The sequence below is a fragment of the Amycolatopsis aidingensis genome, from assembly GCF_018885265.1.
GTDB classification, from domain to species: domain Bacteria; phylum Actinomycetota; class Actinomycetes; order Mycobacteriales; family Pseudonocardiaceae; genus Amycolatopsis; species Amycolatopsis aidingensis.
Map to the genome: position 1 here is coordinate 2,382,996 of NZ_CP076538.1, position 26,395 is coordinate 2,409,390.

The 26,395-nt window shown below is 70.0% G+C and carries 28 protein-coding genes; 13 read left to right on the forward strand and 15 right to left on the reverse strand.

The window, feature by feature from the left end; translation table 11 throughout:
* Positions 1-27: 27 nt before the first annotated feature.
* The 6 genes from KOI47_RS11325 to KOI47_RS11350 form a co-directional block, all read right to left on the reverse strand.
* Positions 28-1,224, reverse strand: coding sequence for a M24 family metallopeptidase (locus KOI47_RS11325; protein WP_216215936.1), 1,197 nt, complete (start codon positions 1,222-1,224; stop codon positions 28-30).
* A gap of 22 nt (positions 1,225-1,246) precedes the next feature.
* Complete coding sequence (locus KOI47_RS11330; protein ID WP_216215937.1) at positions 1,247-2,329, reverse strand: PLP-dependent cysteine synthase family protein; 1,083 nt, start codon at positions 2,327-2,329, stop codon at positions 1,247-1,249.
* A 47-nt stretch (positions 2,330-2,376) separates the two neighbouring features.
* Positions 2,377-4,212: an asparagine synthetase B family protein gene (locus KOI47_RS11335; protein ID WP_216215938.1), complete on the reverse strand. Its 1,836-nt coding sequence runs from the start codon at positions 4,210-4,212 to the stop codon at positions 2,377-2,379.
* 94 nt (positions 4,213-4,306) lie between these two features.
* On the reverse strand, positions 4,307-5,329 hold the full coding sequence (locus KOI47_RS11340) for an LLM class flavin-dependent oxidoreductase (RefSeq protein WP_232376687.1): 1,023 nt from the start codon (positions 5,327-5,329) through the stop codon (positions 4,307-4,309).
* A 110-nt stretch (positions 5,330-5,439) separates the two neighbouring features.
* Positions 5,440-7,311, reverse strand: a complete 1,872-nt coding sequence (locus tag KOI47_RS11345; RefSeq protein ID WP_332461456.1) for an AfsR/SARP family transcriptional regulator — start codon at positions 7,309-7,311, stop codon at positions 5,440-5,442.
* Positions 7,312-7,625: 314 nt separating this feature from the next.
* Positions 7,626-8,435: a hypothetical protein gene (locus KOI47_RS11350; protein ID WP_216215940.1), complete on the reverse strand. Its 810-nt coding sequence runs from the start codon at positions 8,433-8,435 to the stop codon at positions 7,626-7,628.
* A 259-nt stretch (positions 8,436-8,694) separates the two neighbouring features.
* Between KOI47_RS11350 and KOI47_RS11355 the strand changes: the two genes are divergently transcribed.
* Complete coding sequence (locus KOI47_RS11355) at positions 8,695-9,855, forward strand: sensor histidine kinase (RefSeq protein ID WP_216215941.1); 1,161 nt, start codon at positions 8,695-8,697, stop codon at positions 9,853-9,855.
* Positions 9,852-10,514, forward strand: a complete 663-nt coding sequence (locus KOI47_RS11360; protein WP_216215942.1) for a response regulator — start codon at positions 9,852-9,854, stop codon at positions 10,512-10,514. The genes KOI47_RS11355 and KOI47_RS11360 overlap by 4 nt, the downstream gene beginning before the upstream one ends.
* A gap of 140 nt (positions 10,515-10,654) precedes the next feature.
* Here the strand turns inward: KOI47_RS11360 and KOI47_RS11365 are convergent, their stop codons facing one another.
* From KOI47_RS11365 to KOI47_RS11375, 3 genes are all read right to left on the reverse strand, one after another.
* A complete protein-coding gene (locus tag KOI47_RS11365; protein WP_216215943.1) occupies positions 10,655-11,041 on the reverse strand; it encodes a hypothetical protein in 387 nt (128 codons plus the stop codon).
* A complete protein-coding gene (locus KOI47_RS11370; protein WP_216215944.1) occupies positions 11,041-11,262 on the reverse strand; it encodes a DUF5957 family protein in 222 nt (73 codons plus the stop codon). The genes KOI47_RS11365 and KOI47_RS11370 overlap by 1 nt, the downstream gene beginning before the upstream one ends.
* Before the next feature lie 142 nt (positions 11,263-11,404).
* Positions 11,405-12,391 (reverse strand): LysR family transcriptional regulator, encoded by a 987-nt coding sequence (locus KOI47_RS11375; protein ID WP_216215945.1) that lies wholly within the window; start codon positions 12,389-12,391, stop codon positions 11,405-11,407.
* Between the two features lie 110 nt (positions 12,392-12,501).
* On the opposite strand from KOI47_RS11375, the gene KOI47_RS11380 reads away from it, so the two are divergent.
* Together KOI47_RS11380 and KOI47_RS11385 are read left to right on the forward strand one after the other, a co-directional pair.
* Complete coding sequence (locus KOI47_RS11380; RefSeq protein ID WP_216215946.1) at positions 12,502-12,684, forward strand: hypothetical protein; 183 nt, start codon at positions 12,502-12,504, stop codon at positions 12,682-12,684.
* Between the two features lie 361 nt (positions 12,685-13,045).
* Positions 13,046-14,122 (forward strand): Glu/Leu/Phe/Val family dehydrogenase, encoded by a 1,077-nt coding sequence (locus KOI47_RS11385; protein WP_216215947.1) that lies wholly within the window; start codon positions 13,046-13,048, stop codon positions 14,120-14,122.
* A 70-nt stretch (positions 14,123-14,192) separates the two neighbouring features.
* Here the strand turns inward: KOI47_RS11385 and KOI47_RS11390 are convergent, their stop codons facing one another.
* Both KOI47_RS11390 and KOI47_RS11395 read right to left on the reverse strand, forming a co-directional pair.
* Positions 14,193-14,384, reverse strand: a complete 192-nt coding sequence (locus KOI47_RS11390) for a DUF5302 domain-containing protein (protein ID WP_216215948.1) — start codon at positions 14,382-14,384, stop codon at positions 14,193-14,195.
* Between the two features lie 74 nt (positions 14,385-14,458).
* Positions 14,459-16,522 carry a VanW family protein gene (locus KOI47_RS11395; protein ID WP_232376688.1) on the reverse strand — a complete coding sequence of 688 codons (2,064 nt, stop codon included), beginning with the start codon at positions 16,520-16,522 and terminating at the stop codon, positions 14,459-14,461.
* Positions 16,523-16,733: 211 nt separating this feature from the next.
* Between KOI47_RS11395 and KOI47_RS11400 the strand changes: the two genes are divergently transcribed.
* Positions 16,734-17,237: a metallophosphoesterase family protein gene (locus KOI47_RS11400; RefSeq protein WP_216215949.1), complete on the forward strand. Its 504-nt coding sequence runs from the start codon at positions 16,734-16,736 to the stop codon at positions 17,235-17,237.
* A gap of 10 nt (positions 17,238-17,247) precedes the next feature.
* On the forward strand, positions 17,248-18,279 hold the full coding sequence (locus KOI47_RS11405; protein WP_216215950.1) for a PHP domain-containing protein: 1,032 nt from the start codon (positions 17,248-17,250) through the stop codon (positions 18,277-18,279).
* 6 nt (positions 18,280-18,285) lie between these two features.
* On the opposite strand, the gene KOI47_RS11410 is transcribed toward KOI47_RS11405, so the two are convergent.
* Together KOI47_RS11410 and KOI47_RS11415 are read right to left on the reverse strand one after the other, a co-directional pair.
* On the reverse strand, positions 18,286-18,771 hold the full coding sequence (locus KOI47_RS11410; RefSeq protein WP_332461457.1) for a GNAT family N-acetyltransferase: 486 nt from the start codon (positions 18,769-18,771) through the stop codon (positions 18,286-18,288).
* Positions 18,768-19,385 carry a TetR/AcrR family transcriptional regulator gene (locus KOI47_RS11415; RefSeq protein WP_216215951.1) on the reverse strand — a complete coding sequence of 206 codons (618 nt, stop codon included), beginning with the start codon at positions 19,383-19,385 and terminating at the stop codon, positions 18,768-18,770. The genes KOI47_RS11410 and KOI47_RS11415 overlap by 4 nt, the downstream gene beginning before the upstream one ends.
* Before the next feature lie 128 nt (positions 19,386-19,513).
* Here KOI47_RS11415 and KOI47_RS11420 point away from each other — a divergent pair, with 128 nt between their 5' ends.
* The 7 genes from KOI47_RS11420 (at position 19,514) to KOI47_RS11450 (ending at position 25,745) form a co-directional block, all read left to right on the forward strand.
* Positions 19,514-21,037, forward strand: coding sequence for a flavin-containing monooxygenase (locus KOI47_RS11420; RefSeq protein ID WP_216215952.1), 1,524 nt, complete (start codon positions 19,514-19,516; stop codon positions 21,035-21,037).
* The gene (locus KOI47_RS11425; RefSeq protein WP_216215953.1) at positions 21,034-21,909 is read left to right on the forward strand and encodes an SDR family oxidoreductase; all 876 of its coding nucleotides are present in this window, start codon (positions 21,034-21,036) and stop codon (positions 21,907-21,909) included. Before KOI47_RS11420 ends, KOI47_RS11425 begins: the two co-directional genes overlap by 4 nt.
* A gap of 80 nt (positions 21,910-21,989) precedes the next feature.
* Positions 21,990-22,808, forward strand: coding sequence for an SDR family NAD(P)-dependent oxidoreductase (locus KOI47_RS11430; RefSeq protein WP_216215954.1), 819 nt, complete (start codon positions 21,990-21,992; stop codon positions 22,806-22,808).
* Positions 22,809-22,854: 46 nt separating this feature from the next.
* Complete coding sequence (locus KOI47_RS11435; RefSeq protein ID WP_216215955.1) at positions 22,855-23,052, forward strand: hypothetical protein; 198 nt, start codon at positions 22,855-22,857, stop codon at positions 23,050-23,052.
* Positions 23,049-24,368, forward strand: coding sequence for an NAD(P)/FAD-dependent oxidoreductase (locus KOI47_RS11440; protein ID WP_216215956.1), 1,320 nt, complete (start codon positions 23,049-23,051; stop codon positions 24,366-24,368). Before KOI47_RS11435 ends, KOI47_RS11440 begins: the two co-directional genes overlap by 4 nt.
* An 83-nt stretch (positions 24,369-24,451) precedes the next feature.
* Positions 24,452-24,745, forward strand: coding sequence for a WhiB family transcriptional regulator (locus tag KOI47_RS11445; protein ID WP_216215957.1), 294 nt, complete (start codon positions 24,452-24,454; stop codon positions 24,743-24,745).
* Positions 24,746-24,764: 19 nt separating this feature from the next.
* A complete protein-coding gene (locus tag KOI47_RS11450; protein WP_216215958.1) occupies positions 24,765-25,745 on the forward strand; it encodes a TIGR03557 family F420-dependent LLM class oxidoreductase in 981 nt (326 codons plus the stop codon).
* Here KOI47_RS11450 and KOI47_RS11455 read toward each other — a convergent pair.
* Both KOI47_RS11455 and KOI47_RS11460 read right to left on the reverse strand, forming a co-directional pair.
* The gene (locus KOI47_RS11455; protein WP_216215959.1) at positions 25,736-26,050 is read right to left on the reverse strand and encodes a DUF202 domain-containing protein; all 315 of its coding nucleotides are present in this window, start codon (positions 26,048-26,050) and stop codon (positions 25,736-25,738) included. The genes KOI47_RS11450 and KOI47_RS11455 overlap by 10 nt on opposite strands.
* A complete protein-coding gene (locus tag KOI47_RS11460; protein ID WP_216215960.1) occupies positions 26,047-26,391 on the reverse strand; it encodes a YidH family protein in 345 nt (114 codons plus the stop codon). Before KOI47_RS11460 ends, KOI47_RS11455 begins: the two co-directional genes overlap by 4 nt.
* Between the last annotated feature and the right edge of the window lie 4 nt (positions 26,392-26,395).

A 26,395-nucleotide genomic window follows, 5' to 3' on the forward strand; every position in this document is an offset into this window, starting at 1 on the left:
AGCCCGCGGGCTAGCGAGCCTGCGGGGTCACAGCACGGAAAGGCCGCGATCGAGGGAGGTGAGCAGGGTGTTGCCGGTGGCTCCGACCAGGAAGGTGTCCTCCACCTGCACCGCACCGAAACCGAACTCGTGGTACGGGGTCTCGATGTTCAGCACGGTGTTCTCCTCCAGCAGGTCCTCGACCCCTGGAGCCAGGCCCACCCGGTCGTACAACCCGGCGCCGATCCCGTGGCCGACGTTCTGCCTGCGGTAGTGCGGAACGCCCGACTCGCGCACGGTCTGCACGGTGCGCTGGAAGACCTCCTTGCCCGGCATACCAGGGCGGGCCTCGCGCAGCGCGTGCTCCTGGCCGGCCAGCATGGCGGCGTGGTAACGCACCAGCTTGTCCGCGGGCTCGCCCCAGCTGAACACCCTGGACAGATCGGACCAGTAGCCCTCCAGCACGCAGCCGACGTCGAACCAGATGGCCTCGCCGCGGCGCAGCGGCCGCGTGCCGGGCGCGGTCTGGCCCGCGACGGCGGAGCGGCCGAACTTGATCAGGGTGAACCGGGGCCGTCCACCTTCCCCTGCGACCGTGCGATCGAACTCGCGCACCAGGTCCCGTTCGGTCACCCCGGGCCCGACGATCGCCGTCGCGGCCTCGATCCCCCTTTCGGTGAGCGCGGCCGAGGCGGCCAGCCGCCGGATCTCCTCCGGCGTCTTGACCTTCCGTGCCCAGCCGAAGATGTCCGCCCCGGGGCGGAACTCCGCCGCGGGCAGTGCCTCGGCCAGCGTCGCGGTCAGCCCGGCCGCGGCCCCGTGTTCGTCGATGGCGACCCTGGCCGCGCCGAGCCCGGCCGCGCGCAGCGCCTGCGCGAGCGCGTCGGCGGGCGCCGCCGCGAACGCGGGCGCGGATTCCGCCTGCCACAGCAACCGCTCGTCCTCGCTCAGCTCGGCCCCGGCCGGATACTCGCGATAGAAATACCCGAAACCACGCGCGCTCGCCAGCCGCGGCAGGGCGTCCATGGCCTGGTCCAGTTCGCCGCGCGCGGCGACGAAATGCGGCTGCGCCAGGCGATCCCTTGTCACCACTGCGTAGCACTGCGCGGCCGGTGCGCCAAGGCTCAGCGAGAGGCTGGTGATGCCGGTGAGATAGCAGACGTTCGGCAGGCTCGTCGCGACGAGCCCATCCACCCCCAGCTCGTCCATCCGCAGGGCGAGCCGCTCGATATTGGCCAGGGTCATGCGGTTTTCTGCCCCTTTCCTTTCACCTGCTTCCGGCGAGGTCTCCGGTGAGCTCGGGGGTGCGCGCCACCGCGGCGGTGCTCGGCTGCCGGGCCAGCGCGACCAGGCGGTCGACGGTCCGTAGCCCGGCTTCCTCGATCCGCTCCAGCAGCCCCTTGCTCCGTAGCCAGTCGTCGTCGAAGGTCTCCTCCAGGTAGTTGACCCCGTCGTCCGGGGCCAGCACCACGATCCGGCTGCCAGGGTGGTGATGCGCGTGGTGCAGGGCGCCGAACACCGCCGCCCCTGCCGACTCGCCGACCAGCAGCCCCTCGCTGCTGGCCAGCAGCCGGGTCGTCGCGATGCCCTCGTGGTCGGCGACCAGGTGTACCCGGTCCACCACATCGAGATCGAGGCACCGCGGCTGCCACTGCAGCCCGAGTCCCCTGATCCGGCTCGGTCCCGGCGTCGCCCACTGGGAGAACGGGTAGCCGAAGGTCGCCGAGCATTCGGCGTCCACCCCGACGGTGACGACCTCGGGGAGCGCGCGTTTCACCGTCCGGGAGATCCCGCTGATGTGCCCGCCGGTGCCGACCGCGGTGACCAGGGCGTCGAACCGGGGGATCTCGCTGAGCAGCTCGCGCGCGGTCTGCTCCGCGTGCGCGCGGGGATTGTCCAGGTTGTTGTACTGATCCGGCCAGAACGACCGGGGCGTCTCGGCGAGCAACTGCTGGACCCGCTCGATCCGCGGTCCCTGGTACCAGCCGTGCTCGTCCGGGGTGTCCACCAGGTCGAGCTCAGCGCCGAGCGCCGAGGCGTAGCGCAGCATCGACGGCGGTGCCTTCGGATCGACCACGAGGACGACCCGGTATCCGCGGGCCACCCCGATCAGCGCCAGCGCCTTGCCGACGTTACCCGAGGTCGACTCGATGATCGTGCCACCCGGTTGCAGCCTGCCGTCCAGCTCCGCGTGGGTGATCATGGACAGCACGGCGCGGTCCTTGATACTTCCGCCCGGGTTGAACGACTCCAGCTTGATCAGGATCTCCGCCCCGTTTCCGACCGACATTCGGCGTAGCCGGACCACCGGCGTATCGCCGATCGTGTCGAGGACGCTGTCGCAAATCATGGGTCCGGTCTCCGTATGTTGGGTTCGATGCGCGCGCTCAGTGCTTGTCACAGCGCGAGCCGGACGCGGTATTCCTCGAGCCAGAGGTTGAGCTGCAGAACCAGTTCCATATCGGCTCTGGTCATCCGGTTCCCGGCCGCCACGGCCGGTTCCCTTGCGATCTGGTCCGCGGCCTCGGTGTCGATCAGTGGCCGCACCGGCGCCTCCTGGTCGGCCAGTACGCGCACGAACTCCTCGTGCAACCGCCGAGGGTAGCCGGGATCGTGACTCACCGGTGTCGCACTGCGCGGCCGGTCCACCACCTCCGGCGGGAGCAGGTCCGCCACCGCGGCCCGCAGCAGCCCCTTCTCGATGCCGCGGTGTGCCTGCATCTCGGCCGGGATGTTGTAGGCGTACTGCAGCAGCTCCGGGTCGCTGATCGGGGAGCGGGCCTGTAGCCCCGCGGCGGCGAACATGGCGTAGTCACTGCGGAACAGGGTCAGCACGAGGTAGGAAACCGTCCGCATCTTCCGTTGCCATTCGTCCGCACCGGGCAGATGCTCCACCCGTCCGGTGATCTCGGCGTAGGCGTCCCGGTAGTAGGCGGGCAGGTCCAGCTTCCCGAGCAGCTCCTTGCTCAGCAGGCCGGTGCCGAAACCGTTCATCGCGCCGTGCCGCTGTGCCAGCGCGACCCAGGGGAAGGTCCCGGAGTCGACCAGCTCGCGGTCGTTCGACCAGTTCGCGCCGAGGAACGCGTTGTCCCCGCCGAACCCGGTCAGGATCACCTTGTTGCCCTGCGCGGCCACGTGCTGCAGGAAAAGGTGCTGCGCGGAGTCCATATCGTAGATGCGGGTCGGGCCGTCCAGCGCGCGCATGATGCCCAGCCGCACCGTCGGGCTCAGGGTGTCGGTCGCCGCCAGCGGCACCACGCTGTGCTCGGCCCCGATGTGCTCGGCCACCATGCGCGCGAACGGTGCGTCCTCGCTGCTGCGCATGACATCCGGGCGGAACTCGCTGTCCTGGTAGTCGATCGTGCAGGTTCGCGGTGCACCGCCGCCGGTGCGGCGCAGTTGCGCCGCCGTCAACGCCGCCACCGAGGAGGAGTCGATGCCCCCGGAGAGCATGACCGTCAGCGCACCCGGATCGGCCGGCAGGGTCTTGCGTGTGCTTTCCTCCAGCATCGAACGGATCGTCGCGATGGTGGTGGGCAGGTCGTCGGTATGCGGTTCGGTGCGCAGCGTCCAGTACCGCCTGCGGTCCCAGCCCGCGCGGCCGAACCGCGCGATCTGGGCCGGCTCGACCTCGCCGAAGCCGGAGAACAGCGGCCCCGGTGGCAGTGCGTGTGCCACCACCTCGCGCAGCCCTTCCAGGTCCACCACCGGCCGCACCTCGGGATGCGCGAGCAGGGTCTTGCGTTCCGATCCGAAGACCAGTCCGGTGCCGGTCTCGGTGTAGTACAGCGGCTGGCCGCCCATCGGGCCCCGAGCCAGCACCAGTTCCATGGCCCGCTCGTCCCACACCGCCAGCGCGAACGCCCCGGACAGCGCGGGAATGAAGTCGGTGCCCCAGCGCAGGTACGCCTTCGTGGCCAGCTCGGCCTGCGGGGTGTCCGCGCCGATGGCGGAGTCGAAGGAGTGCAGCCGCTGCCGTAGCTCCGGCAACCCGGTTGGCGCCCCGGCAAGGCAGGCGGCTACCTGCCGCCCGCCGACCTCCAGCACGAACGGCTGCCGCCCTTGCGCCTGTTCCGTGCGCAGCCCGCGATACCCCAGCGCCGCGGGCGCCGAGGTCCAGACCGCTTCCTCGTCCGGCCCCCGTGGTGCCAGGGTTGCCGTCAGTGTCCGGACGATCGGACGGTTCAGGGTGAGGTCGCGGGAGAAGTCGATCCAGCCGGCGATACCGGACATTGGCCTTCCTTTCCAGACGTTGCGGGGCTTTCGTGCCGGGTTCGGGCCTGGCCAGATCCTGCTTCCCGCCGATCGTGGCCGAATGGAGCGCCACTCAGCCTGCGAACGAGTCGATGGCGGCCCGCGCCACTCGTAGCGCCTCCAGCCGACCCTCCACTGAGGACGCGTAAGGGCCGACGCACAGGGTGGTGACGCCCGCGTCGGCGTAGGCCTTCATCCTGGCGGCGATCCGGTCGGCGGGACCCAGCAGTGCGATCTCGTCCACGAACTCGAACGGAACCGCGGCCGCCGCGCCCGCGGCATCGCCATCGGCATAGCGATCCTGGACCAGCGCGGCCTGGGCGCCCAGTCCCATCTCCGCCGCGATCCGGTAGTAGAAGTTCTCCTCGCGGTGGCCGAGGCTGAGGAAGTGCGCGACGTACCGGGTGATCGGCACGGCCAGCTCGCGCGGATCCGGTCCGATGGCCAGCGGTACGGTCAGCGTGAGCTCGAAGCCCTCCAGCGTGCGGCCGGCCAGCGCGCGCCCTGCGGCCAGCCGGGGCAGGGCCCTGGCGACCTGCTCGACGGAGTAGAACACGCCCACCCAGCCGTCGGCGATCTCGCCCGCCAGTTCGAGGTTCTTCGGCCCGACCGCGGCGAGCTGGATGGGCACCTCGCCCCGGTCCGCGATCCGGAACCCGGTGCCGGTCTCCGGCGAGCGCGGGAGGGTGTGATGCCGCCCATGGTAGCGGACCTCCTCGCCGCGCAGTGCCATCCGTACTATGTCGACGTACTCCCGGGTACGGCCCAGTGGCTGCTCGAAGGCCTGGCCGTACCAGTTGGTGGTGGCATAGGCGTTGGAGATCCCCAGCCCGAGGCGGAACCTGCCGCCGGACAACATGTTCAGGCTGCCCGCGCTCATCGCGGCCAGTACCGGGGTCCGGGCCGGGATCTGGCAGACCCCGGACAGCAGCCCGATATCCGTTGTCTGCCCGGCGATCCAGCCGAGCAGGCTGATGGCGTCCCTGAGCCCTTCCGGGGCAAGGGCCGTGGTGTAGCCGAGCCGCTCCGCCTCCTGCGCGAGCGGGAGCGCGCTGTCCGGGATCAGATTGACGCCAAGGTCCACGATCGCCTCCACGGGTCGGTTCCGCAACCGGAGAACACCGGCGCCACCAGCCTGTCCGCGCCCACTCGAGGCGGCGGCAGGTGTCACTGAACGCGGAATTGGGAGGCGCGCGGGAACCTCCCTCAGCCGACCTTGCCGAGGTTGTGCAGCCGGTGCCGCTGCCGGGAACGGTGGTGTTCCTGCTGGAGCTGCCGCCCGATCGTGCGTACCCCCGGCAGGAACCAGTACCGGAACTGATCGGGTTTCGCCTCGACCGGTTCGATCTCCAGCAGCCGGACCTCGGCCAGTTCCTCCAGCAGGGACTCGGTGCCGTGTTCGTCGAGACCGAGAGCATGTGCCGCGGTGGTGATGCTGAGGTAACCGGCGTCCATACCGGACACGGTCCGGAACGCGGCCTTGGCGGGCTCCGGCATCAGCCGGTAGGTCCGCTCGACGCTCGGTCGCAGGTTCACCGGATCCGCACCGGTCTCCGGCGCCTTCGGCAGCTCCTCGTTCAGCCACCGCGTGGTGCGGCTGATCGACCAGTGCGGGCGCAGCTGGAGCCTGCCCGCGGCGGCGTGCAGTGCGACCGGCAGGCCGTCGCAGATCTGCACCAGTTCGTGTGCGGACTCGATATCGCGGGTCAGCCGCTGGGCACCGAGCACGTCGGCGAGCAGTTCGACCCCCTCGGAGATGCTGAGCGGCCGCAGGTCGACCACGGCGGTGTAGGGAACCGAGAGCCGTCTCCTGCCCGCGACCAGCAGCGCGCATCCCCGCCCACCTGGCCGCATGGTCAGCAACTGCTCGTTGTCGATCACGTCGTCGAGCACGATCAGCGCCTGATGGCAGGCGGTCCAGTCCCGGTAGACGCGTAGTCGTTCCTCGAACGAGGAGGGGATCTCGGCGGCCCGCATCCCGGTCTGCCGTAGCAGCGTCAGCAGCACCGTGCCGGACTCGATCGGCGTGCCGTCGTTGTCGAGTAACTGCGCGAACAGCTGTCCGTCCGGGTACTGCTCCGCGAGCCTGCGGGCCACCTGCACGCACAGTGCCGACTTCCCGGATCCCGGCAGGCCGGTCACCACCACCGGTCTGCCATGGGTTGCCGGTGTGAGGATCGTGGTGGCTTCGTCGATCGCGGCTTTGCGCCCGACCAGCTCCAGCCCCTCCGATGCCAGCCGGCTCGGCGCACTGGGCCGGGCCGAGGTCCTGGCAGGATGGCTCCCGGGGGCAAGATCCAGGCTGCTGTCGGAGGTCAGCACGGCCCGGTGCAGGCGCTGGATATCCCGCGAGGGGTCGAGCCCGAGTTCGTTCGCCAGCACGACCCTGGTCTGCTGGTAGGCGTGCAGCGCCTCGGAGCGCCGCCCGGCGCGGTACAACGCCAGCATCAGCTTTCCCTGGAAACCCTCGTGGGTCGGTTCCTGGGCGACCAGTTTGGTCAGTTCGCTGAGCAGGCTGTGGTGCCTGCCGAGTTGAAGGTCGGCTTCGATTCGCAGTTCCAGGGTGCTCTTGCGCAGCTCTTCCAGCCGCAGCACCTCGGCTCCCAGTACCGGGCCCGGCTCCACGTTGACCAGTGCCGGGCCCCGCCACAGCGCCAGTGCCCCGGCCAGCGTGTCCGCGGCCTCCAGTACCTCCCCAGCCTCGAGATGGGCCCGCCCGCGCCGGGCGAGGGTCTCGAAGGTGTTCACATCGAGTGACTCCGGTGGAAGCGTGAGCATGTATCCGTTCGGAAAGGAATGCAAAGCCGGATGGTGTTCACCGAGCGAAGCCGAGCCGGCATGTTCGGGTGCTCGAAGTTTCAACAACTTGCGGAGTTGGTAAATGTAGGTATGCAGGGTGGTCGCCACGCTGGCGGGAGGTTTGTCCTCCCACAGCTCCTCGACGAGTTGCTCGTTGCGCACGACGCTGTTGGAGCGCATGACCAGCAAGCTCACGACTCGCTGTAACTTGGGGGCGGACGGCGTCGACACGACACCGCCCTCCACTATTTCCAACGGGCCTAGCACGGAAACTTTCACGACAGCCGTTCCTCCCAGTTTAGGGCGGTCAGACGCCCGTATGGCCGGCCTTCGAGAGAGGCTGGCCGTGGCTACGTGGTCGGCTGCTCGACAGCCGGCAGTAATTTTCTACCAGATGGCTGAATTACAGCTGTATATGCGCTTTAACTGCGCTCGAGCGTCACTGAAAGCGCTGCTCCCGAACCTGGAGCACTCTAGGTGGTTGGTGCCTTGCTGGCCAACCGCTGATCAGGTTAATTGGCATGACGTTGGCTTGACGATAGTATGCGAGATCGGCTCGGTCGAAATATTCATCGTCCGATGACATTGTCGTCTCAGTCCTCCCCGGTGCGGCGCCGCGGCGAGCGCGTCGGACCGAGCGTTCTGCACATCGGCATGAACCACCGGCCCCGGTACAGCCAGAAGGTGGCCTCGACGGCGGTCCCGAGCCCCGCACTCAGCCGGGCACCGTGTCCCGCGAGGTAGCGCACAGTGTAGTAGCTGAGTACCGATTCGTGCTGTTCGGCGCCGGGGACAGGGACGACCCGGGTACCCACTTCATCGGCCACGAGTGCGGTCGGTTTGCGGGTGACGCGTTCGTTCAGTACCCGGCGGTCGGCCCCGCGCAGCAGTGCCTCGTCGAAATACACCGGTTCCGCGCCTTCTTCGTACAGTCCACGGCATGCCCGCACGCGTATCCGCGATATGCCGTGGTTGACGGCGACCAGCGCGGTGGCCTCGGCAGGCAAGGCACGCTGAAAACACAGGGACAGCCGATCGTCGAGCGAACCAGCACGCTCGGCCAGCCGGACCAGTTCTACTGTGCTCTCTTCGGCGGCGTCGCGGGATATGTTGGTGAAGCTGACGTCCAGTTTCCGGTCGTTCGATCCGGGGACCGACACCCGCCCGGAGACGGTGATCCGGTCCGGTAGCTGATCGATCCACTCGAAACTCCGGCGGCGTAGCCATTCTCTCCTTGGCCCGCTCACCACCAGCGTGTCGGGGACCGGCAGGCTGAGCTGACGCCGGGCCGCGGCGAGTGTCGCGTGGTCGATGCCGGCGAGATCGGGGCGCAGGCACCGGGGGTCGCGGAGAGACAGTACGTAAAGTTCGTTCCCTGCCGGTGGCTGCCAAGGAATCAGCACAACTGTCACCGTTCTCAGCGGGGGAAACACAGGGTGCAAACCTTCATCGTTGTCCTATCGTCGTGACCAATCGTCTGGACAGATCCGGGGACAATGCGTCCGACCCTACGCACGGTGCGTGGCGGCGTCGTCGGCTCATCGTCGTGACTTCGGATCGACTCCTGCCGTAGCCGGTCACCCGTGGCGATCAACGGAATGCGACGGCAGGCGTCCACCGTGAGCGGTCGTGTACCCCGCCGAGGGTGGATACGCTGCGGGAATGGGCAACGGGCAAGGTCCGCGCCGTGCGCTGGTCATCGACTCGCTGCTGGGCGCCACCGTCTCGGTGACCGTCGCCGTGGCGATCACCGTGGACATCGGCGGCAGCCGCGGCCCCGACGCGGTCGCGTACCTCTTCGCCGTCTGCCTCGGCGCGCTGATGCTGGTGCGCCGCCAGTTCCCGGTACTCGCGCTGACCGCCACCGCGGTCGGCCTGCTCGCGTACTATGCGGCCGGCTATCCGACCATCGGGCTGGCGCTCCCGGTGGCCGCCGCGCTGTACTCGGCCGCCGAGGCCGGGAGGTTGTCGATCGCGGTGGCCACGGCGGGGCTGCTGACCCTGGTGAGTGTCGGCTTCCGGATCCGGGAGGGTGAGGATCCGGCCTACCTCCTCGGTGTCGAGCTCGCTTCCACCTTCGGCCTGATGGCCGTGGCCATCGCGCTGGGCGGGGCCGTCCGGGCCACCAGGCTGCTGCGTGCCGAACAGGAACGCAGCGCGCGCAGGGCCGCCGAGGAGCGGGAGCGGGAGGCGCGGCGCAGGGTCGAGGAGGAACGCCTGCGCATCGCCAGGGAGCTGCATGACGTGCTGGCGCATACCGTGGCGGTGGTCTCGGTCCAGGCCGATGTCGCCACCGAGTCGATCGCCGACGACCCGGAGGCGGCGCGAGCCGCGCTCTCGGTCATCCGGATGGCCAGCGACGAGGCGGTCCGCGATCTGCAGAACACGCTGAGCCTGTTGCGGGATCCGCACGAGGCCGATGGCCGGAGCCCCACCGGCAGCATCCGGCACCTGGACGCGCTCGCCGAGACGATGGCAGGCAGCGGGCTGGCGGTGGAGGTCAAGGTCGAGGGCGAGGCGCCCCCGTTGCCCGCCGTCGTGGACACCACGGCATACCGGATCGTCCAGGAGTCGCTGACCAACGCCCTGCAACATGCGAACGCCAGCCGGGTGGCGGTCACGCTGCGATACGACGATCAGCGGCTGCGGATCACGGTATGCGACGATGGCACCGGCGGTGCGGATGCCACGGCTGGCACCGGCCGCGGTATCCGTGGCATGCGGGAGCGCGCCTCGCTACTGGGCGGCCGGGTCGACGTGTCGTCCCAGCCCGGTGCCGGATTCCGGGTGGAGGCTTCGTTGCCCTTGGAGGTCCGCTCGTGATCCACGCGATCCTTGTCGACGATCAGCATCTCGTCCGTGCCGGACTGAGCGCCCTGCTCGAGCGGGCCGAGGACATCACGGTGGTCGGGGAGGCCGCCGACGGGGCGGCGGGTCTCGCGCTCACCATCGAGAAGAGGCCGGACGTGGTGCTGATGGATATCCGCATGCCCGGTATGGACGGCATCGAGGCGACCCGCCGGATCGTGGCCGATGAGCGGCTGCGCGAGGTGCGGATCATCATGCTGACCACCTTCGACACCGACGAGCACATCTTCGACGCGATCCGGGCCGGCGCGGCGGGTTTCCTGGTCAAGAGCACCGAGCCGGAGCAGCTGCGGGCCGCGGTGCGCACGGTGGCAGGCGGCGAGGCCCTGCTTTCCCCCTCGGTCACCAGACGCGTGATCCTGGCTTTCGCCGATGCCTACCGTCCCGCGGGCGGCGACGAGCGCATCGAGCAGCTCACCGAGCGGGAACAGCAACTACTGGCCGAGGTCGCCGCCGGACGGTCCAACGACGAGATCGCGGTGCGCCTTTCGATCAGCCCCGCCACCGTACGCACCTACGTCAGCAGGCTGCTGACGAAGGTGGACGCCCGAGATCGTGCGCAGCTGGTGCATTTCGCCTACGAAAGCGGGCTGGTGCGCCCCGGCGACCAGTAATCCGAATTGTTGGCCGCCCGCAAACAGCAAACTCGCGTGCGCAGACGGCCAACACGCCGGGCTTCGGCGTGTTGGCCGTCCATGTACGCGTGTTTGCTCCCCACGTACGTGGGTTTGCCGTTCATGGGCGCCGGGCGCGGCTACTTGCGCAGTTTGAGCAGCCCGAGGGCGATGAGGCCGAGCACGAGACCCAGCAGGCCGTTGAAGAGCAACGTTCCCAGAATTCCCGCCGCCGCCATAGACTGGGCGCCGAACATCGTGCCGATCAGGTTGAGCGCCACCGCGAAAATGCCGTACGCGATTCCGGCGAAGGCCAGAGTGAGCACCGGTTGCGCGACCCGCTTGGCGACCACGACACCGATCCAGATGATCGCGATGATCACCGTGACGGCCACCGGGCTCCACGGCTTTCCCATCGCGTCCAGTGCGCCGACCATGCTCATCAGCGGCCGGACCAGCTGCAGCGCACCCAGCCCGAGGATGAGTCCCCAGGGCAATGATTCCAAAGCTGTGTTTCTGTTGCTCATCACATTCCTTTGTTGCGCTGGATTTTGTTGTCGATGATGATGGCGACCACGGCGCCCGCTATGGCCATGATGATCGGGCCGAACCCGGCCACGAGACTCCACGTGCGGCCCATCCAGCCGCCGCTCTGCGCGGCGACGAACGCCGCGATGATCTCGATCAGCACAAAACCGGCCAGCAGTCCTGTGAAGACGCCGAGAATAGCGACGACGAGCGTTCTCATGTCGGTTTCCTTCCCGGTTCCTCCCCTTACCGGGCCGACTTTACGGATCCGCCGAGCGGATGGCATCGGTCGACAGTGGAAAGCTGATGTCGCGTTGTGCGGTATCCGCGGCGGGGAGAACGTAGTCGTCAATCGACAAACATCACAACACCGGTGGGCGCTCGTCCCCGTAGTGCTCGTTCCACCAGTGCTGGTAGCTGGGGTTGCGGTCGATCAACTGGAAATAGGCCTCGGCCGCGGCCCTGCGCAGCAGCTCGGGCGCGACCGGGCACTCCTGGGCCCAGGTCAGCTCCAGCCGCACCGCCAGCGGATCGCCAGCCAGCGGGCGGACCACGATACCCCTGCCCTCCTGGGACGTCGCCTGTGCGAGGCTGATGCACTGCCCGCTGCTCAGGAAACCGCGTGCGGTGCCGACGTCGTTGACCTCATGCGCGATCAGCGGCTCGAACCCGGCCTCCCGGCAGGCCGCGCGCAGGTAGGCGGCCCCGCCGAGATCCTCCTGCGGGTCGACCACCCACTGCTCGCCTGCCAGCTCGGCCAGCTCGACCACCTGTTTGTCGGCGAGGGGATGACGTTCGGAAAGGGCCACGAACACCGGCTCCACCGGGACGACCACGGCGTGCTTGATGCCTTCCGGTAGCGGCAGCTCGTGCCCGAGGGTCTGGGCGATCAGCGCCGCGTCCAGCCTGCCCGCGTGCACCAGCGCCAGCAGGGTGGCCATCGAGGAGTCGGTGTGCGCGTGCACGTCCAGCGAGGGCTGGGCCGGTTTCCTGCGCTCGTCGTACAGTTCGGCGATCCGGGGCAGCACGACCGGAAGCAGCGGCCCCGGCAACGCGCCCAGACGTAGCTCGGCCGCCCGGTCCTCGTCGGAGGGGCCCTGCTGGATGCGGAGATCCGCCATCTCGGTGAGCACCGCGCGAGCCTTGGCCAGTACGGTCCGGCCGAACGCGGTGGGAGCCACGCCGGTGCGTGAGCGTTCGAACAGGGGCGAGCCCATGGCCTGCTCGATTCGCCGTAACTGCGCGGTGAGCGACGGTTGGGAGACACCGAGGATCGGTGCCGCCTTCGTGATGCTCCCGTGGTCGGCGATCGTGGTCAGGACCTTGAGATGCCGGATCTCCAGTTCCATAGCGTCCATCCTATGACCACCTGGGATGACCATCACGCCGGTGGATCACGCACTGTTCGACCAACCGCATCGGGGGACCGCGGTATGCCGCACAGCAGGAGGGCGCACTGGTGGGAACCCGGATTCACGCCATCCCGGGGGAGGGGTGGCGCTATCGGGACCGGCGGGGTGATGCGGGCGCGGCGCACCACCCCGCCGAACCGCAGCCGGGCCCGTGGCCGAGGCAGTGCAGGGACCGCAGGCCGCCGGTCGGTGCGGAGATGGAGACCGAGGGCCGGGAGAAGTCCGGCTAGGCCGTCGTCGTGCCCCTGTGCCTGGGGCCGCCGTCGAAGGAACCCGGTCAGCGCGCCGCGCTGCGCACGTCCCCCACGGGCAGCGCGTGACGTCCCCGAACGCGCGCACCGGGTACTGAGCCGCGGAGGAGGCGGGAGGGCCTGCTGCGCGCCGGCGGCTCCAATCCATCACCTTTCTTAACGTGTCGGCCGTCAGGTCGGTCTACCTGGCCGTGGCGCGTGCGCTCTGCTGGGCCTAGGTTCTGAGGCAGCGGCGGAGCACGTCGGGAACGACCTTCCCCGGCGCCGCCGGGCAGAAAACCATCCGGCCGGGCACGCACCACAAGCCGCGCGCCCGGGGCTGACAAAGGAGTCACCAACCGTGACCGAAGGAGTATTCGGCCGTAACAGCGGCCATGAGCAGGTCGTGTTCTGCCAGGACGTCTCGTCCGGGCTGAAGGCGATCATCGCGGTGTACTCGACCGCGCTGGGCCCCGCGCTCGGCGGAACCCGGTTCTACCCCTACGCCTCGGAGAGCGAGGCGCTCGACGACGTGCTGGCGCTGTCCAAGGGGATGGCGTACAAGAACTCGCTGGCCGGGCTCGACCTCGGCGGCGGCAAGGCCGTGATCATCGGCGATCCCGCGGTGGACAAGTCCGAGGCGCTGCTGCGTGCGTACGGCCGGTTCGTGCAGTCCCTCGGCGGCCGCTACATCACCGCCTGCGATGTCGGAACCTTCGTGCAGGACATGGACGTCGTGGCGAAGGAATCCCGGTTCGTCACCGGGCGCTCCTCGGACACCGGGGGAGCGGGTGACTCCTCTGTGCTCACCGCCTTCGGCGTGTTCCAGGGCATGCGAGCCTCGGCCGAGTACTCCTGGGGCAGCCCGGAGCTGCGCGGGCGCACGGTGGGCGTGGCCGGCGTCGGCAAGGTCGGGCACATCCTGGTCGGCCACCTGATCGAGGCCGGGGCGCGGGTGGTGGTCTGCGATGTGTCCGAGCGGGCCGTCGAGCGCACCGTGGCCGCGTATCCCGAGGTCGAGGTGCTGGAGAACGTGAACGAGCTGATTCGTTCCGATATCGACATCTACGCCCCGTGCGCGCTGGGTGGCGCGCTGAACGACGACACGGTGGAGAAGCTGCGGGCCAGGGTGGTGTGCGGTGCGGCCAACAACCAGCTGGCCCACGCCGGCGTGGAGAAGCGGCTGGACGACCGGGGGATCCTGTTCGCGCCGGACTACCTGGTCAACTCGGGCGGGGTGGTGCAGGTCAGCGACGAGCTGCACGGATTCGACTTCGAGCGGGCCCGGCGCAAGGTGACCTCGGTGTACGACACCACCAAGAAGGTGTTCGCGCTTGCCGAGGCCGAGGGGGTGCCGCCGGCGACAGCGGCGGACCGGCTCGCCGAGCGGCGGATGCTCGAGGTACCCCGGCTCAAGTCCATCCTCACCCCCACGTAGCCGACTGCTGTGCGTGGCCCGTTCCCTGCGAAAAATGCAGCGAACGGGCCACTCCCAGCAGTGGACCGGGTCAGCCGCTCTTGCGGCGGAAGGTGCGCCTGCCCCCGGCGGGGCCGTGCGTCTGGGTGACCTTGGGGACCAGGTCCTCGTGTGCGGCCCCGGCCTTGGCCTGGCGCTGCTTACGCTCCAGCGCCTCGCGGAACCTGCGCTTCACGTCGGCCTCCGGCTCGGCGCTCTCCTGCGCTGGGGTGGAATCCGGCATACGAACCTCCGAGCTCGGTACGGCTGGTTACCGCGTCAGCCTGGCAGGAGATCCGCACGCAGGCCACTTCATTTCTAGTCACCCTTGTTGCAGACGATCTTGTCCCTGGCGTCGTACTTCACCGTCCGTGGCTCCTTGCGCACCACCTGGCCGCTGGAGGCGTCCCGCAGGATGCGGGTGTCGGTGATGCTGAAGCCGACCGCGCCGCCGCTGGGCTGGCAGTTGTCCGCGGAGACATGCTTGGTGCCCGGCTGCACGAAGTTGGTGCGGTCCCCGGTGACGGACTCCACGTTGTACCGCTTGGTGCCCCACAGCTTCACGGTGATGCTGGAGGGGGTCCAGATGGTCTGGATCGCCACCCCGGTCTCGCTGTCGTTCTTGAAGCTGAGGTCGATCACGCTGCTGCCGTCCGGGTTCTGGAACACCGTGGCCTCCCGGCCCGCCGGGTAGCGGCTGATGTAGTAGCTGTGCTCGCGGTGCGCGACGTCCTTCATCCCGGCGAAGTAGTACGCGTTGTACAGCGTGGTGGCGAACTGCGAGATACCGCCGCCGACCGCCCGGCCCGGCTGGCCGTTCTCGATGATCCCCGCCTCGACGTAGCCCTGCTCCTTGCCGCGCGGCCCGGTGTGGCCGTTCAGGCTGAAGGTGTCGCCCGGCTTGACGATGGCGCCGTTGACCTCCTGCGCCACCACCTTGATGTTGACTCCGGAGTCGGAGGCGAAGCCGGTGGTGGTGAACTCACCGATCACCTCCTTGATGCCGAGCTTCTCGGCCTCCTCCGTGGTGATCTTGGCCGGCTTGTCCTCGTACTGCGCGACGATCTCCCGGTTGTCCTTGCGCTTGAGCACGTCCAGCAACGGGGCGAGGGTCTTGTCCCATTTGATGCCCCTGCCGTGCTGGGAGGGCTCCACGGTCGGCTTGCCGCCGGTGAACACGATCTCCGCGTCCTTGCCCTCCTGCTCGGTGGACGCGAGCTCGGGCCCGACCCCCTCGACGATCTTCTCCTGGTTGATCTTCGGGGTGAGCGTGCCGCCCTCGCCGGGTTCGAAGCTCAGCCCGGCCGCGATCTCCTCGGTCTCCAGCGTGCCGTCCTTGCCGTCCCCGCGCACCAGCACCGAGCTGGACACCGCCGGCTTGGCGACCTCTTCCAGCGCGATCCGTACGGCCTCGGCCGAGGTCCGCACCGGGGTGACCTCGACAGGAAGGTCGAGCTGGTTGCCCGAGGCCCAGTGCGAGAGCACCACCTGCTTGGCGGCCTCGACGTCGAGCTGCTGGCCCTGCTTGGGCTCGACCGCGACCGGAGTGGCGCCCTCGAACTTGACGGTGCCCTCGACCGGCTCGTGGTCGATCTTGTCCTGGAGATCACCCATGGCGGTCTCCAGCTGGTTCGGCTCGGCGCTGGTCACCACCCCGATCTCCTCGGTGTCGAAGAAGGAGAGGAACCGGGTGATCGGGTTGAGCGGCTGGTCCCCGGCCTGCTCGAGGGTGGCACCCCAGTCCAGGCTCAGCCCGGCCATCTTGGGATCGAACTCGGCCTGCACATCCCCGGCCGCGTACTGCACCGGCTGGGTCAGCCGCGGCTCGATCTCGTCGCGCAGTTTCTGTTCGGCGTTCTGTTCGCTCATCCCGCCGACGTCCACCCCGGCGACGGTGACGCCGCGCGGCACGCTGCCCTGGCTGACCAGCAGGTCCACGCCGTAGAGCAGGGCCAGCGCGCCCAGCGCCGCCCCGGCGATGAGCGTCCCCCTGCGCCGGTACCACTTCTTGCCCGAGCCGTCCGCCCCGCCGTGTTCCGGCGTGCCGTGCTCCGGTGGCTGCGGGGGCGGTTGCTGCGGCGGCATGGCGGTCTGTGTGGGCTGTACCCCTCCGGGAGGGGGCGGCGGTGCCTGCGGGTGCTCGATGAACTGCGTGCGCTCGGTCTGGAACCGGGTCGGTTCCTGTACCTGCGTCTGCTCGGCCTGCTGTGCCTGTTGCGGGGGAACGCGCAGCTCATCGGTGACGCCAGCGGCGTCGACCGTGCCATGGACGGCGCCATGGACGTCACCGCCGCCTGCGTCGTCGTCAAGGCGACCCGAGACGACCGGAATGAACTCGGTCTGCTCGGCGTCCGACTGCGGCCACTGTCGATCTTGTGGCAAGACAACCCTCCACGTGCGATGGCGGTGAGCCCCCAGGACTCCCCAGGACTCCCGTCGTCAAGATACGGGCTGGCCCAGCAGCGCCGACGACCAGCCCGATCGGGTGACGTGCGGTTCCTCCCCCTGGTTGTGCCGGGGTACCGGGCGGGATCCAACCGTTATCCGCTTGCGACCTGAGCGACCATGGCCCGCGCTGCTCTAGAGTCGGGATATGCGGCTGCTCATCATGGCCGATACGCACGTGCCGAAACGGGCGCGGGCGCTGCCCGCCGTGCTGTGGCAGGAGGTGGATGCCGCCGATGTCGTGGTGCACGCGGGGGACTGGGTCGAGGTCGGGCTGCTGGACGAGCTCGAGCGGCGGGCACGCAGGCTGATCGGGGTGTTCGGCAACAACGACGGGCCGCAGCTGCGGGCGCGGCTACCCGAGGTGGCCAGGGCGGACCTGGCCGGGCTGCGGCTGGCCGTGGTGCACGAGACCGGCGCCGCCAAGGGCAGGGACCAGCGGTGTGCGCGGGACTATCCGGACACCGACGTGCTGGTTTTCGGGCACAGCCACATCCCGTGGGACAGTGTTACCGACAGTGGATTGCGGTTGCTCAATCCGGGTTCCCCCACCGACCGGCGGCGGCAGCCGCAGTGCACCTACCTCACCGCGCGGGTGGCACGGGGCGAGCTGACCGAGGTCGAACTGCATCCACTGGATCGGAACGGGTGAGGTGATCAGCGTGGATCCGGTTGCGGCCCTGCGCAGGATCGCCTTCGAGCTGGAACGGACCCGGGAGCCGACCTACCGGGTGCAGGCGTTCCGGCGGGCCGCCTCGGTGGTGGACCGGCTGGGCCCGGAGCAGCTCGCCGAACGCGCCGCCGCCGGTACGCTGACCGCGCTGTCCGGGATCGGCAGGACCACCGCGGCCGTGATCGCCGAGGCGCTACAGGGCCGGGAGCCGGAGTACCTTTCCGCCCTGCTGGCGCGGGCCGAGCCGCAGCCGGAGGAGGGCGCGGAGCTGCTGGCGGCGTTGCGGGGCGACTGCCATACGCATTCCGACTGGTCGGACGGCGGCAGCCCGGTCGCCGAGATGGCCGAGGCCGCGCGTGATCTCGGCCACGAGTGGATGGTGCTCACCGATCACTCACCGACGCTGAGCGTGGCGAACGGGTTGTCCGCCCAGCGGTTGCGTGCCCAGCTCGAGCTGGTGGCGGAGGTCAACCGGGAGTTGGCGCCGTTCCGGGTGCTCACCGGGATCGAGGTGGACATCCTGCCGGACGGGACGTTGGACCAGGACCCCGAGTTGCTGGCCGAGCTGGACCTCGTGGTCGCCAGCGTGCACTCCAAGCTGCGGATGCCGAAGCGGGAGATGACCGAGCGGATGCTCGCCGCCGTGTCCCAGCCACGGGTGAACGTGCTGGGCCACTGCACCGGGCGGCTGCTCGGCGGGCGCGGCACCCGGCCGGAGTCGGCCTTCGACGCCGACCGGGTCTTCCAGGCCTGCCTCGAGCGGGACGTGGCGGTGGAGATCAACTCCCGGCCGGAGCGGCTGGACCCGCCGCGCAGGCTGCTGCGCCGCGCGGCGGAGCTCGGCTGCCGCTTCGCGGTCGACAGCGACGCGCATGCCCCCGGGCAGCTCGCCTGGCTGCCGAACGGATGCGCCAGGGCGAGCGAGTGCGGGGTCGAGCCCACAACCGTGATCAACACGTTCGGCGCGGACGAGCTACTGGAATGGGCAGGCCGGTCCGGCCGGGGTCAGCCGGCTTCGTGAGGCAACTCAAAGCCGCTTCTCGAACCAGTGCTGTGCGTAAGGGCCGTCGTTGTACGCGGGAATCTCGGCGTACCCGTGCCGCGCGTAGAGCGCGCGTACCTCCACCAGATCCGTCCTGGTGTCCAGCCGGATGGCCCGCGCACCCAGGCCACGCGCGGCCTCCTCGGCCGCGGCCAGCAGCAGGGCGCCGCGTCCCCGCCCACGTGCCCAGGGCTCGACGAACATCCGCTTCAGCTCGGCGATCCCCGGTTCCAGCAGCCGTACCCCCACGCAGCCCGCGACCGACCCGGCCCAGGTGGCGAGCAGGAACTCCCCGCGCGGCGGTGCCAGTTCGTCGCTGGGGTCCTCGGCCAGCGCCGCGTCCACCTCGGCCTCGGTCGGCCTGCGCCGGTAGTAGCGCTCCCCGATGTCCAGGATGTATCTGCGCAGGACCGCGGTGGCCATAGTTTCGTGCACCCCGACCGGGGCGACACTCCATTCCTGATCGTTCACGGCTCGATTCTCGGCGGGCCGTCCACCCGGTTTCCGGCGAAGAGGCGAATCACCCCGGGCAGCACGTGCACCGGGATGCCGGGGTCGATCGCCCGCTGCACGCCCAGCCCGATCCCGAGGCTGAGCAGCGCCGTGGCGCAGTCTCCAGCCGGCATCGGCAGGGTGATGCCGAACCGCTCCGCGTGGTCCTGCAGCAGCCCGGCGATCGCGTCCCGGATGGCCTTGTCCCGCACCGCGAGTTCGCGCCGCAGCGCCGGGTCGTGCCGCGCGTTGGTGGCGAACTCCACCTCCAGCGCCGTCCAGGCCTCGTCGCCGATGCTGCGCTCGGCCCAGGACTGGAAGGCCGCCAGCAGCTGCTCCATGGTCTCCGCGCCGGTCAGCGATTCGGACATCATCGCGGCCTGCTCGGCGTGGATGGCATCCAGTACCGCAAGGCAGAGCTCGTCCTTGTTCCGGAAGTTCGAGTACACCGCCCCCTTGGAGTACCCGGCCGCCTCGGCGACCTTCTCCAGTGAGGTCACGGAGTAGCCCTCGGCAAGGAACAGCTCCTTCGCGGTCGCGACCAGCTGGTCCCGGGTACGGGCCTGGCTTTCGGCGCGGGTGAGTCGAGGCATGTACCCACTCTATGCCGCTCCGGTATCGGGATACCGGCGGTCTCCGATCTTCAGGCAAGGGGTACCGCGAGTACGTAGATACTGCTAGTCTCTGGAATTGGCGGTTATCCGAACGATGGGGTTCTTCGATGGCGGAACGTAACGGCACCCGGGTCGAGCAGCGGCATTTCGACGTGATCGTCATCGGCGCGGGCGCCTCGGGTATCGGGGCGGCGATCCGGCTGCGGCAGGAGGGCATCACCGACTTCGTGGTCCTGGAGAAGGCGGACGACCTCGGCGGAACCTGGCGGGACAACACCTACCCCGGCTGCGCCTGCGATGTGCCCTCGGCGCTGTACTCGTACTCGTTCGCGCCGAATCCGGAATGGACAAGGGCTTTCGCGAAGCAGCCGGAGATCAGGGCCTATCTCGCCGACACCGCGCGCCGCTACGGCGTGACCGGGCACCTCCGGCTGGGTACCGAGGTGCGGCGGGCGCAGTGGAACGGCGGCCACAAGCGGTGGGAGCTTTCCACCTCGGCCGGTGAGCTCACCGCGCGGGTCGTGCTCGCCGGTGCGGGGCCGTGGCACGAGCCGCGGGTTCCCGATCTGCCTGGCCTGGCGGAGTTTCCCGGTGAGGTATTCCACTCCTCCCGCTGGAACCACGACTACGACCTGCGCGGCAAGCGGGTCGCGGTGGTCGGCACCGGGGCATCGGCGGTGCAGTTCGTGCCGGAGATCCAGCCGCTGGTCTCCCGCCTGCACCTGTTCCAGCGCACCGCGCAGTGGGTGCTGCCCAAGCCCGATCACTACGTGCCCAAGCTGGAACGGTGGCTGTTGCGGCGGTTTCCCGCCACGCAACGGGCCCTGCGGGCGGCGGAGTACGCCGGGATGGAGGCGCTCGGGCTGGGCTTCCGGAACCCGTGGATCCTGCGCCGCCTGCAGCATGTCGGTCTGCTGCACCTGCGCAGGGCCATCCGCGACCCGTGGTTACGTACCGCGCTCACCCCGGACTACACGCTGGGCTGCAAGCGGCTGCTGCTGTCCAACGACTACTATCCCGCGCTCGCGAAGTCCAATGTGGATGTCCACCCGACGGCCGTGCGCTCGATCGAGGGGAACCGGGTGCTCGGCGCGGACGGCAGCGCCTGCGAGGTGGACGCGATCATCCTCGGCACCGGGTTCCGGATCCTGGACATGCCGGTGGCGGGCAAGGTGTTCGACGCGGCCGGGCGCAGCCTGGACGACCACTGGCAGGGCAGCCCGCAGGCCTACCTCGGCACCACGGTGAGCGGCTTCCCGAACGCCTTCCTGCTGCTCGGCCCCGGCCTCGGCACCGGGCACTCCTCGGCGTTCATGATCATGGAGGCGCAGCTGTCCTACGCCGTCTCCGGGGTGCGGCGCATCCTGCACGAGGGATGGTCCGAAGTGGACGTCCGGCCCGAGGTGCAGCGCGGCTACAACGAGGAACTGCAGCGCGCACTGGCCGGTACCGTCTACAACGCGGGTGGCTGCTCCAGCTACTACCTCGATGCCAACGGGCGCAACAGTTTCAGCTGGCCCTGGTCCACCGGCCGGATGCGCAGGCGGCTGCGCGAGTTCGACCCGACGGCCTACACGATCGGCACCGCCCCGGCCGCACCCGACCCGGCGCCCGTCGAGGTGACCGGATGAGGGCCGGGCGTCGCGGCTACCCGCCGATCGACCTCGCCGGCGCCGTGGTGGTGATCACCGGCGCGGGCCGTGGCATCGGCAGGGCCACTGCGGAGGCCTTCGCGGCCAGGGGTGCCACGGTCTGCCTCGGCGACCTGGACCTGCCAGCCGCCGAGCGGGTTGCGGCCGAGCTCGGCGGCGGCGCGCGGGCGTGGCGGGTGGACGTCACCTCGCGCCCGGAGTTCGCCGGATTCGTCGCCGGGGTGCTGGAGCGGTTCGGCCGGATCGACGTGCTGGTGAACAACGCCGGGGTGATGCCGCTGGGCGGCTTTCTCGCCGAGCCGGACGCGACCAGCAGGCTCACCATGGACGTCAACGTGTGGGGCCTGGTCCACGGCCTGCGGCTGGTGCTGCCCGGGATGATCGACCGTGGGCGGGGACATGTGGTGAACGTCGCCTCGATGGCCGGCAAGATCCCGATCCCCGGGCTGGCCGTCTACAACGCCAGCAAGTTCGCCGCCGTCGGGCTGACCGCGGCGGTGCGCAGGGAGTGCGCGGGCACCGGGGTGAGTGTCAGCGCCGTGCTGCCCAGCGCGGTGCGCACCCGGCTGTCCTCCGGGGTGCCGCTCGGCCGTGGGCTGCCGACCGTCGACCCGCCGGATATCGCGGCGGCCGTGCTGGCCAGCTGCCGCAGCCGCAAGGCCGAGACCCCGGTGCCGCGTTACCTGGCCGGGTGGGACCTGCTGGCGGCGGTGACCCCGGAGCGGGTACTGAACCTCGCCCGCCGGATCGTCGCCGATGACCGCGGGCTGACCTCGACCGATACGGCCGGCCGCGCCGAGTACGAGCGGGGTGTGGCCGAGCAGGCCCGCGCCCACGAACCCGCCGGTTGACACCTGGCGTCCCGGCTTGGATAGTACTCCAAGTACCTATTACCGGTGGTTACACTAACCTCGAAGTGGAGGGCTGGCTCATGAAGGACTTCGGGGGAAAGGTCGCGGTGATCACCGGGGCGGGTTCGGGCATCGGCAGGGCGCTGGCGCTCGATCTCGCCGCCCGCGGGGCCAGGCTCGCGGTGTCCGATGTGGACCCGGTGCGGATCGCCGACACCGCAGCGCATTGCGAGAAGATCGGGGCGGAGGTCCGGTCCTACCCGCTGGACGTGGCCGACCGGGCGGCCGTGCTGGCGCATGCCGAGGAGGTCGTCGCCGACTTCGGCACGGTGAACCTGGTGGTGAACAACGCGGGCGTGGCGCTGACCTCCAGCGTGGCCGAGATGGAGTGGGAGCAGCTCGACTGGCTGATGGGCATCAACTTCTGGGGCGTGGTGCACGGCACCAAGGCGTTCCTGCCGCATCTTGCCGCCTCCGGGGAAGGGCATCTGGTGAACGTGTCCAGCGTGTTCGGCTTCATCGGGGTGCCGACGCAGGGCGCGTACAACGCGGCCAAGTTCGCCGTCCGCGGTTTCACCGAGGCACTGCGCCAGGAGATGTTGCTCGAGGGTGGCCCGGTGCGGGTCAGCTGCGTGCATCCCGGCGGAATCAAGACCAACATCGCGCGGGACTCGCGCGGCCTGGAGGGCGCCGAGGCCGCGAAGGCGGTGCGCGCCTTCGACTGGGTGGCGCGGACCAGCCCGGAGGCCGCGGCCGCCACCATTCTGCGCGGGGTTCAGCGCAACCGGGCGCGGATCCTGATCGGAGCGGACGCCCGGATCATCGACCTGCTGCCCCGCGTGCTCGGGTCCGGCTACCAGCGTCTGGTCGCCATCGGCGCCCGCCGCCTGCTCCCCTGAGCCAACCGGCTGATTGGGGGAGCGGTGGTCTGGGTATGGCTGGGGTATGGACCCGACACGTGATCAGCAGCCGGAAGCCGATGTACTGGATCAGCAGCGACTGGCGGTGCCGGAGGAGCCCGACCCGGCTGAGGTGGAGCCCCCGCTGGAGGCCGAGCCCGCCGATGTGGCGGAGCAGATTCCCGAGGTAGACGACCCCGCCGACCTCGGGAGCGCCGGCGAGGAGGGGGTGAGCGGCCGATGAGTTCCGCCACTGCCGGGACCGCCACCAGGATCGTGATCGTCGGCGGCGGATATGTCGGGATGACCGTGGCCCGCAGGCTGCGGGCCAAGCTGTCCAGGGACGAGGCGGCCGTCACCGTGGTCGATCCGCGGTCCTATATGACCTATCAGCCGTTCCTCGCCGAGGCCGCGGCCGGCTCGGTGGAACCGCGGCATGTCGTGGTGCCGCTGCGCGAGGTGCTCACCGGCTGCCAGGTGTTCTGCGGTGAGGTCACCGGTATGGACAGCGCGCGCCGGTCGGTGACCCTGCGGGTGCCGGACGGGCACACCGAGCAGCTCGGCTACGACCTGCTGGTGGTGGCGCCGGGATCGGTGTCCAAGACGCTGCCGATACCCGGCCTGGCGGAGCACGCGGTCGGCTTCAAGACCCTCGAGGAAGCCATCTACCTGCGCAACCATGTGCTGTCCCGGCTGGACGCGGCGGCCAGCACGCTGGACCCCGTGCTGCGCAAGAGGCTGCTGACCTTCGCGTTCGTCGGCGGCGGTTACGCGGGTATCGAGGCCATGGCCGAGCTGGAGGACATGGCCAGGCACGCGCTGCCGTACTACGAGAACCTGCGGGCCGAGGACATGCGGTGGGTGCTGGTCGAGGCGATGGACCGGATCATGCCCGAGGTCAGCGCGCCACTGGCCCGCTACACCCTGGACCGGCTGGCCGAGCGCGGGTTCGAGTCGTACCTGAACACCACCATGACCTCGGTGCAGGACGGCCATGTCGTACTGGACAACGGCGTGGAGTTCGACGCGGACACCGTGGTGTGGACGGCCGGGGTGAAGCCGAGCCCGATGCTGGCGAACACCGACCTCCCGCTGGACGAGCGGGGCCGGGTACGGTGCTCGGCCACGCTGGCGGTTGAGGCAACCCCCGGGGTGTTCGCCGCGGGCGACTGCGCCGCCGTCCCGGACCTGACCAGCAAGGACCCCGACGCGGTCTGCGCACCCTCCGCGCAGCATGCCGCCCGCCAGGCAAGGCGGCTGGCACGCAACATCATCGCGCGGCTGCACGGCGGCACGCAGCGGCGGTACCGGCACTCCTACGCGGGCTCGGTGGCCAGCCTTGGCCTGTACCGGGGGGTCGCCGAGATCTACGGGGTCAAACTGAAGGGGGCCCCTGCCTGGGCCCTGCACCGCGGCTACCACCTGGCCACCATGCCCACCGCGCACCGCAAGGCGCGGATCGCCGCGGACTGGGCGTTGTCCCTGCCGTTTCGCAGGCAGATCGTCGCGCTGGGCGAGCAGCACGAGCCGCGCAAGGAGTTCGTCCGCGCCGGCGGCTAGCAGCGGCTGCCGCGAGGTGTGATCCGTTCCCGCGCTGGGTACCCGACCAGCAACTGCCCGCCAGCGACCGCGGAGGTGATCCCATGGCGGACACATCCCGCCTGCCCGTTCCCGTGGTGGAGACCTGGGAATGGCAACGGCACGGTAACTGCCGCAATCTGGACAGCGCGGTGTTCTTCCACCCGGACGGCGAACGCGGCGTCGCGCGGGCCGACCGGGTCGCCAGGGCCAAGCGCATCTGCCGCACCTGTCCGGTCATCGTGGAATGCCGGCATCACGCGCTGACCGTGCAGGAGCCCTTCGGTGTCTGGGGCGGCCTGGACGAAACCGAACGCCGCGAGGCGATCATCCGGCGCAAGCGGTTGCCCGCGGCCTGAACACGAAGGGGGATATCCGGTGCGGTTCGGCTACACGCTGCTGACCGAGCAGGCGGGCCCACGGGCCCTGGTGTCGCATGCCGCCGGGGCGGAAGGCGCGGGCTTCGACTTCGAGGTGATCAGCGATCACTACTTTCCCTGGCTGGACGAGCAGGGGCACTCGCCGTACGCCTGGAGCGTGCTCGGTGCGGTCACCCAGGTCACGCACCGGGTCGGCCTGATGAGCTTCGTGACCTGCCCGCTGCTGCGCTATCACCCCGCCGTGGTGGCGCAGAAGGCCGCCACGGTGTCCCTGCTGTCCGCGGACCGCTTCACCCTGGGGCTCGGTGCGGGGGAGAACCTGAACGAGCACGTGATCGGCGGCGGCTGGCCCCCGGCCAACGTGCGGCACGAGATGCTGACCGAGGCGCTGGACATCATCGGCGCGCTGTTCGACGGCGGGCAGGTCAACTACGCGGGCAGGCACTACCGGGTGGACTCCGCCAAGCTGTGGGACCTGCCGGAGATACGCACCCCGATCGGCGTCGCGGTCTCCGGTGCCCAGTCGGTGAGCCGGTTCGCCCCGCTGGCGGACGCGCTGATCGCGGTGCAGGCGGAGGAGGGGCTGTGCCGGGACTGGGACCGCGAGCGTTCCGAGCTCGGCCAGGAGCACTCGCGCAAGATCGCGCAGCTGCCGGTCTGCTGGGATCCCGATCCCGCGGCCGCGATGCGCCGCGCGCACGAGCAGTTCCGCTGGTTCGCGGGCGGTTGGAAGGTGAACGCCGAGCTGCCCGCGCCCGCCTCCTTCGCAGGGGCGACCCGGTTCGTCACCGAGCGGGACGTGGCGGAGAGCATCCCGTGCGGGCCGGATCCGGAGCCGATCGTGGCGGCCGCCCAGCCGTTCGCCGAGGCCGGGTTCACCGACCTGGCCCTGGTCCAGATCGGCGGGGACCACCAGGAGAAGTTCCTGGACTTCGCGGAGTCCACCCTGCTGCCCGCGTTGCGCGAGAGCTACGGCTGAGCCCCGGGGAGGGTGAGCAAGGCGGCCAGCGCGGTGAGCAGCACCAGCGCCGCCACCGCACCGGTCTGCCCGCGGCCCGGCGGGCCCGGCATGCGGTTCCGGCGCAGCGCGTGGGCGCGCCGCCTGCCGATCACCGCCATGGTGAGAGTGCCCAGCGCGGCCAGCGCCGTGGGTACCGTCGCCGCGCGCCAGCCTTCCTGGGCGGCGCCGTGCGCGAGCAGCAGGGTGCAGGCCGCGGCGGCCAGTGCGGTGCGCTGCCAGGCCAGCCCGGTCCGTTCTGGTTGCAGCCCTTCCTGCGAGGTCATCCGGTCACCATGAGTACCGCGGCGAACGCCGTGATCACCAGCACCCCGCAGGCGAGCACCAGGATGAGGTAGCTGCGCGGCAGCGGCTGCCCGCGCCGCATGGCGAGCTGCGCGTTGCGCCAGCGCGGGTAGCTGCCCCCGGCGAGTACCGCGGCCAGTGCCACGCAGACCGCGGCCAGCGCCGTGCGTGCCCCGGGAACGGAGAGCTCGGGAACCAGCTGGTGCACGGCCACCCCGCCGGCCAGCAGGCCGAGCGCGGTGCGGATCCAGGCCAGGAAGGTGCGCTCGTTGGCCAGGGTGAACCGGTAGTCCGGCTCGGACTCCTCCTGCTCTGCTGCCACGACC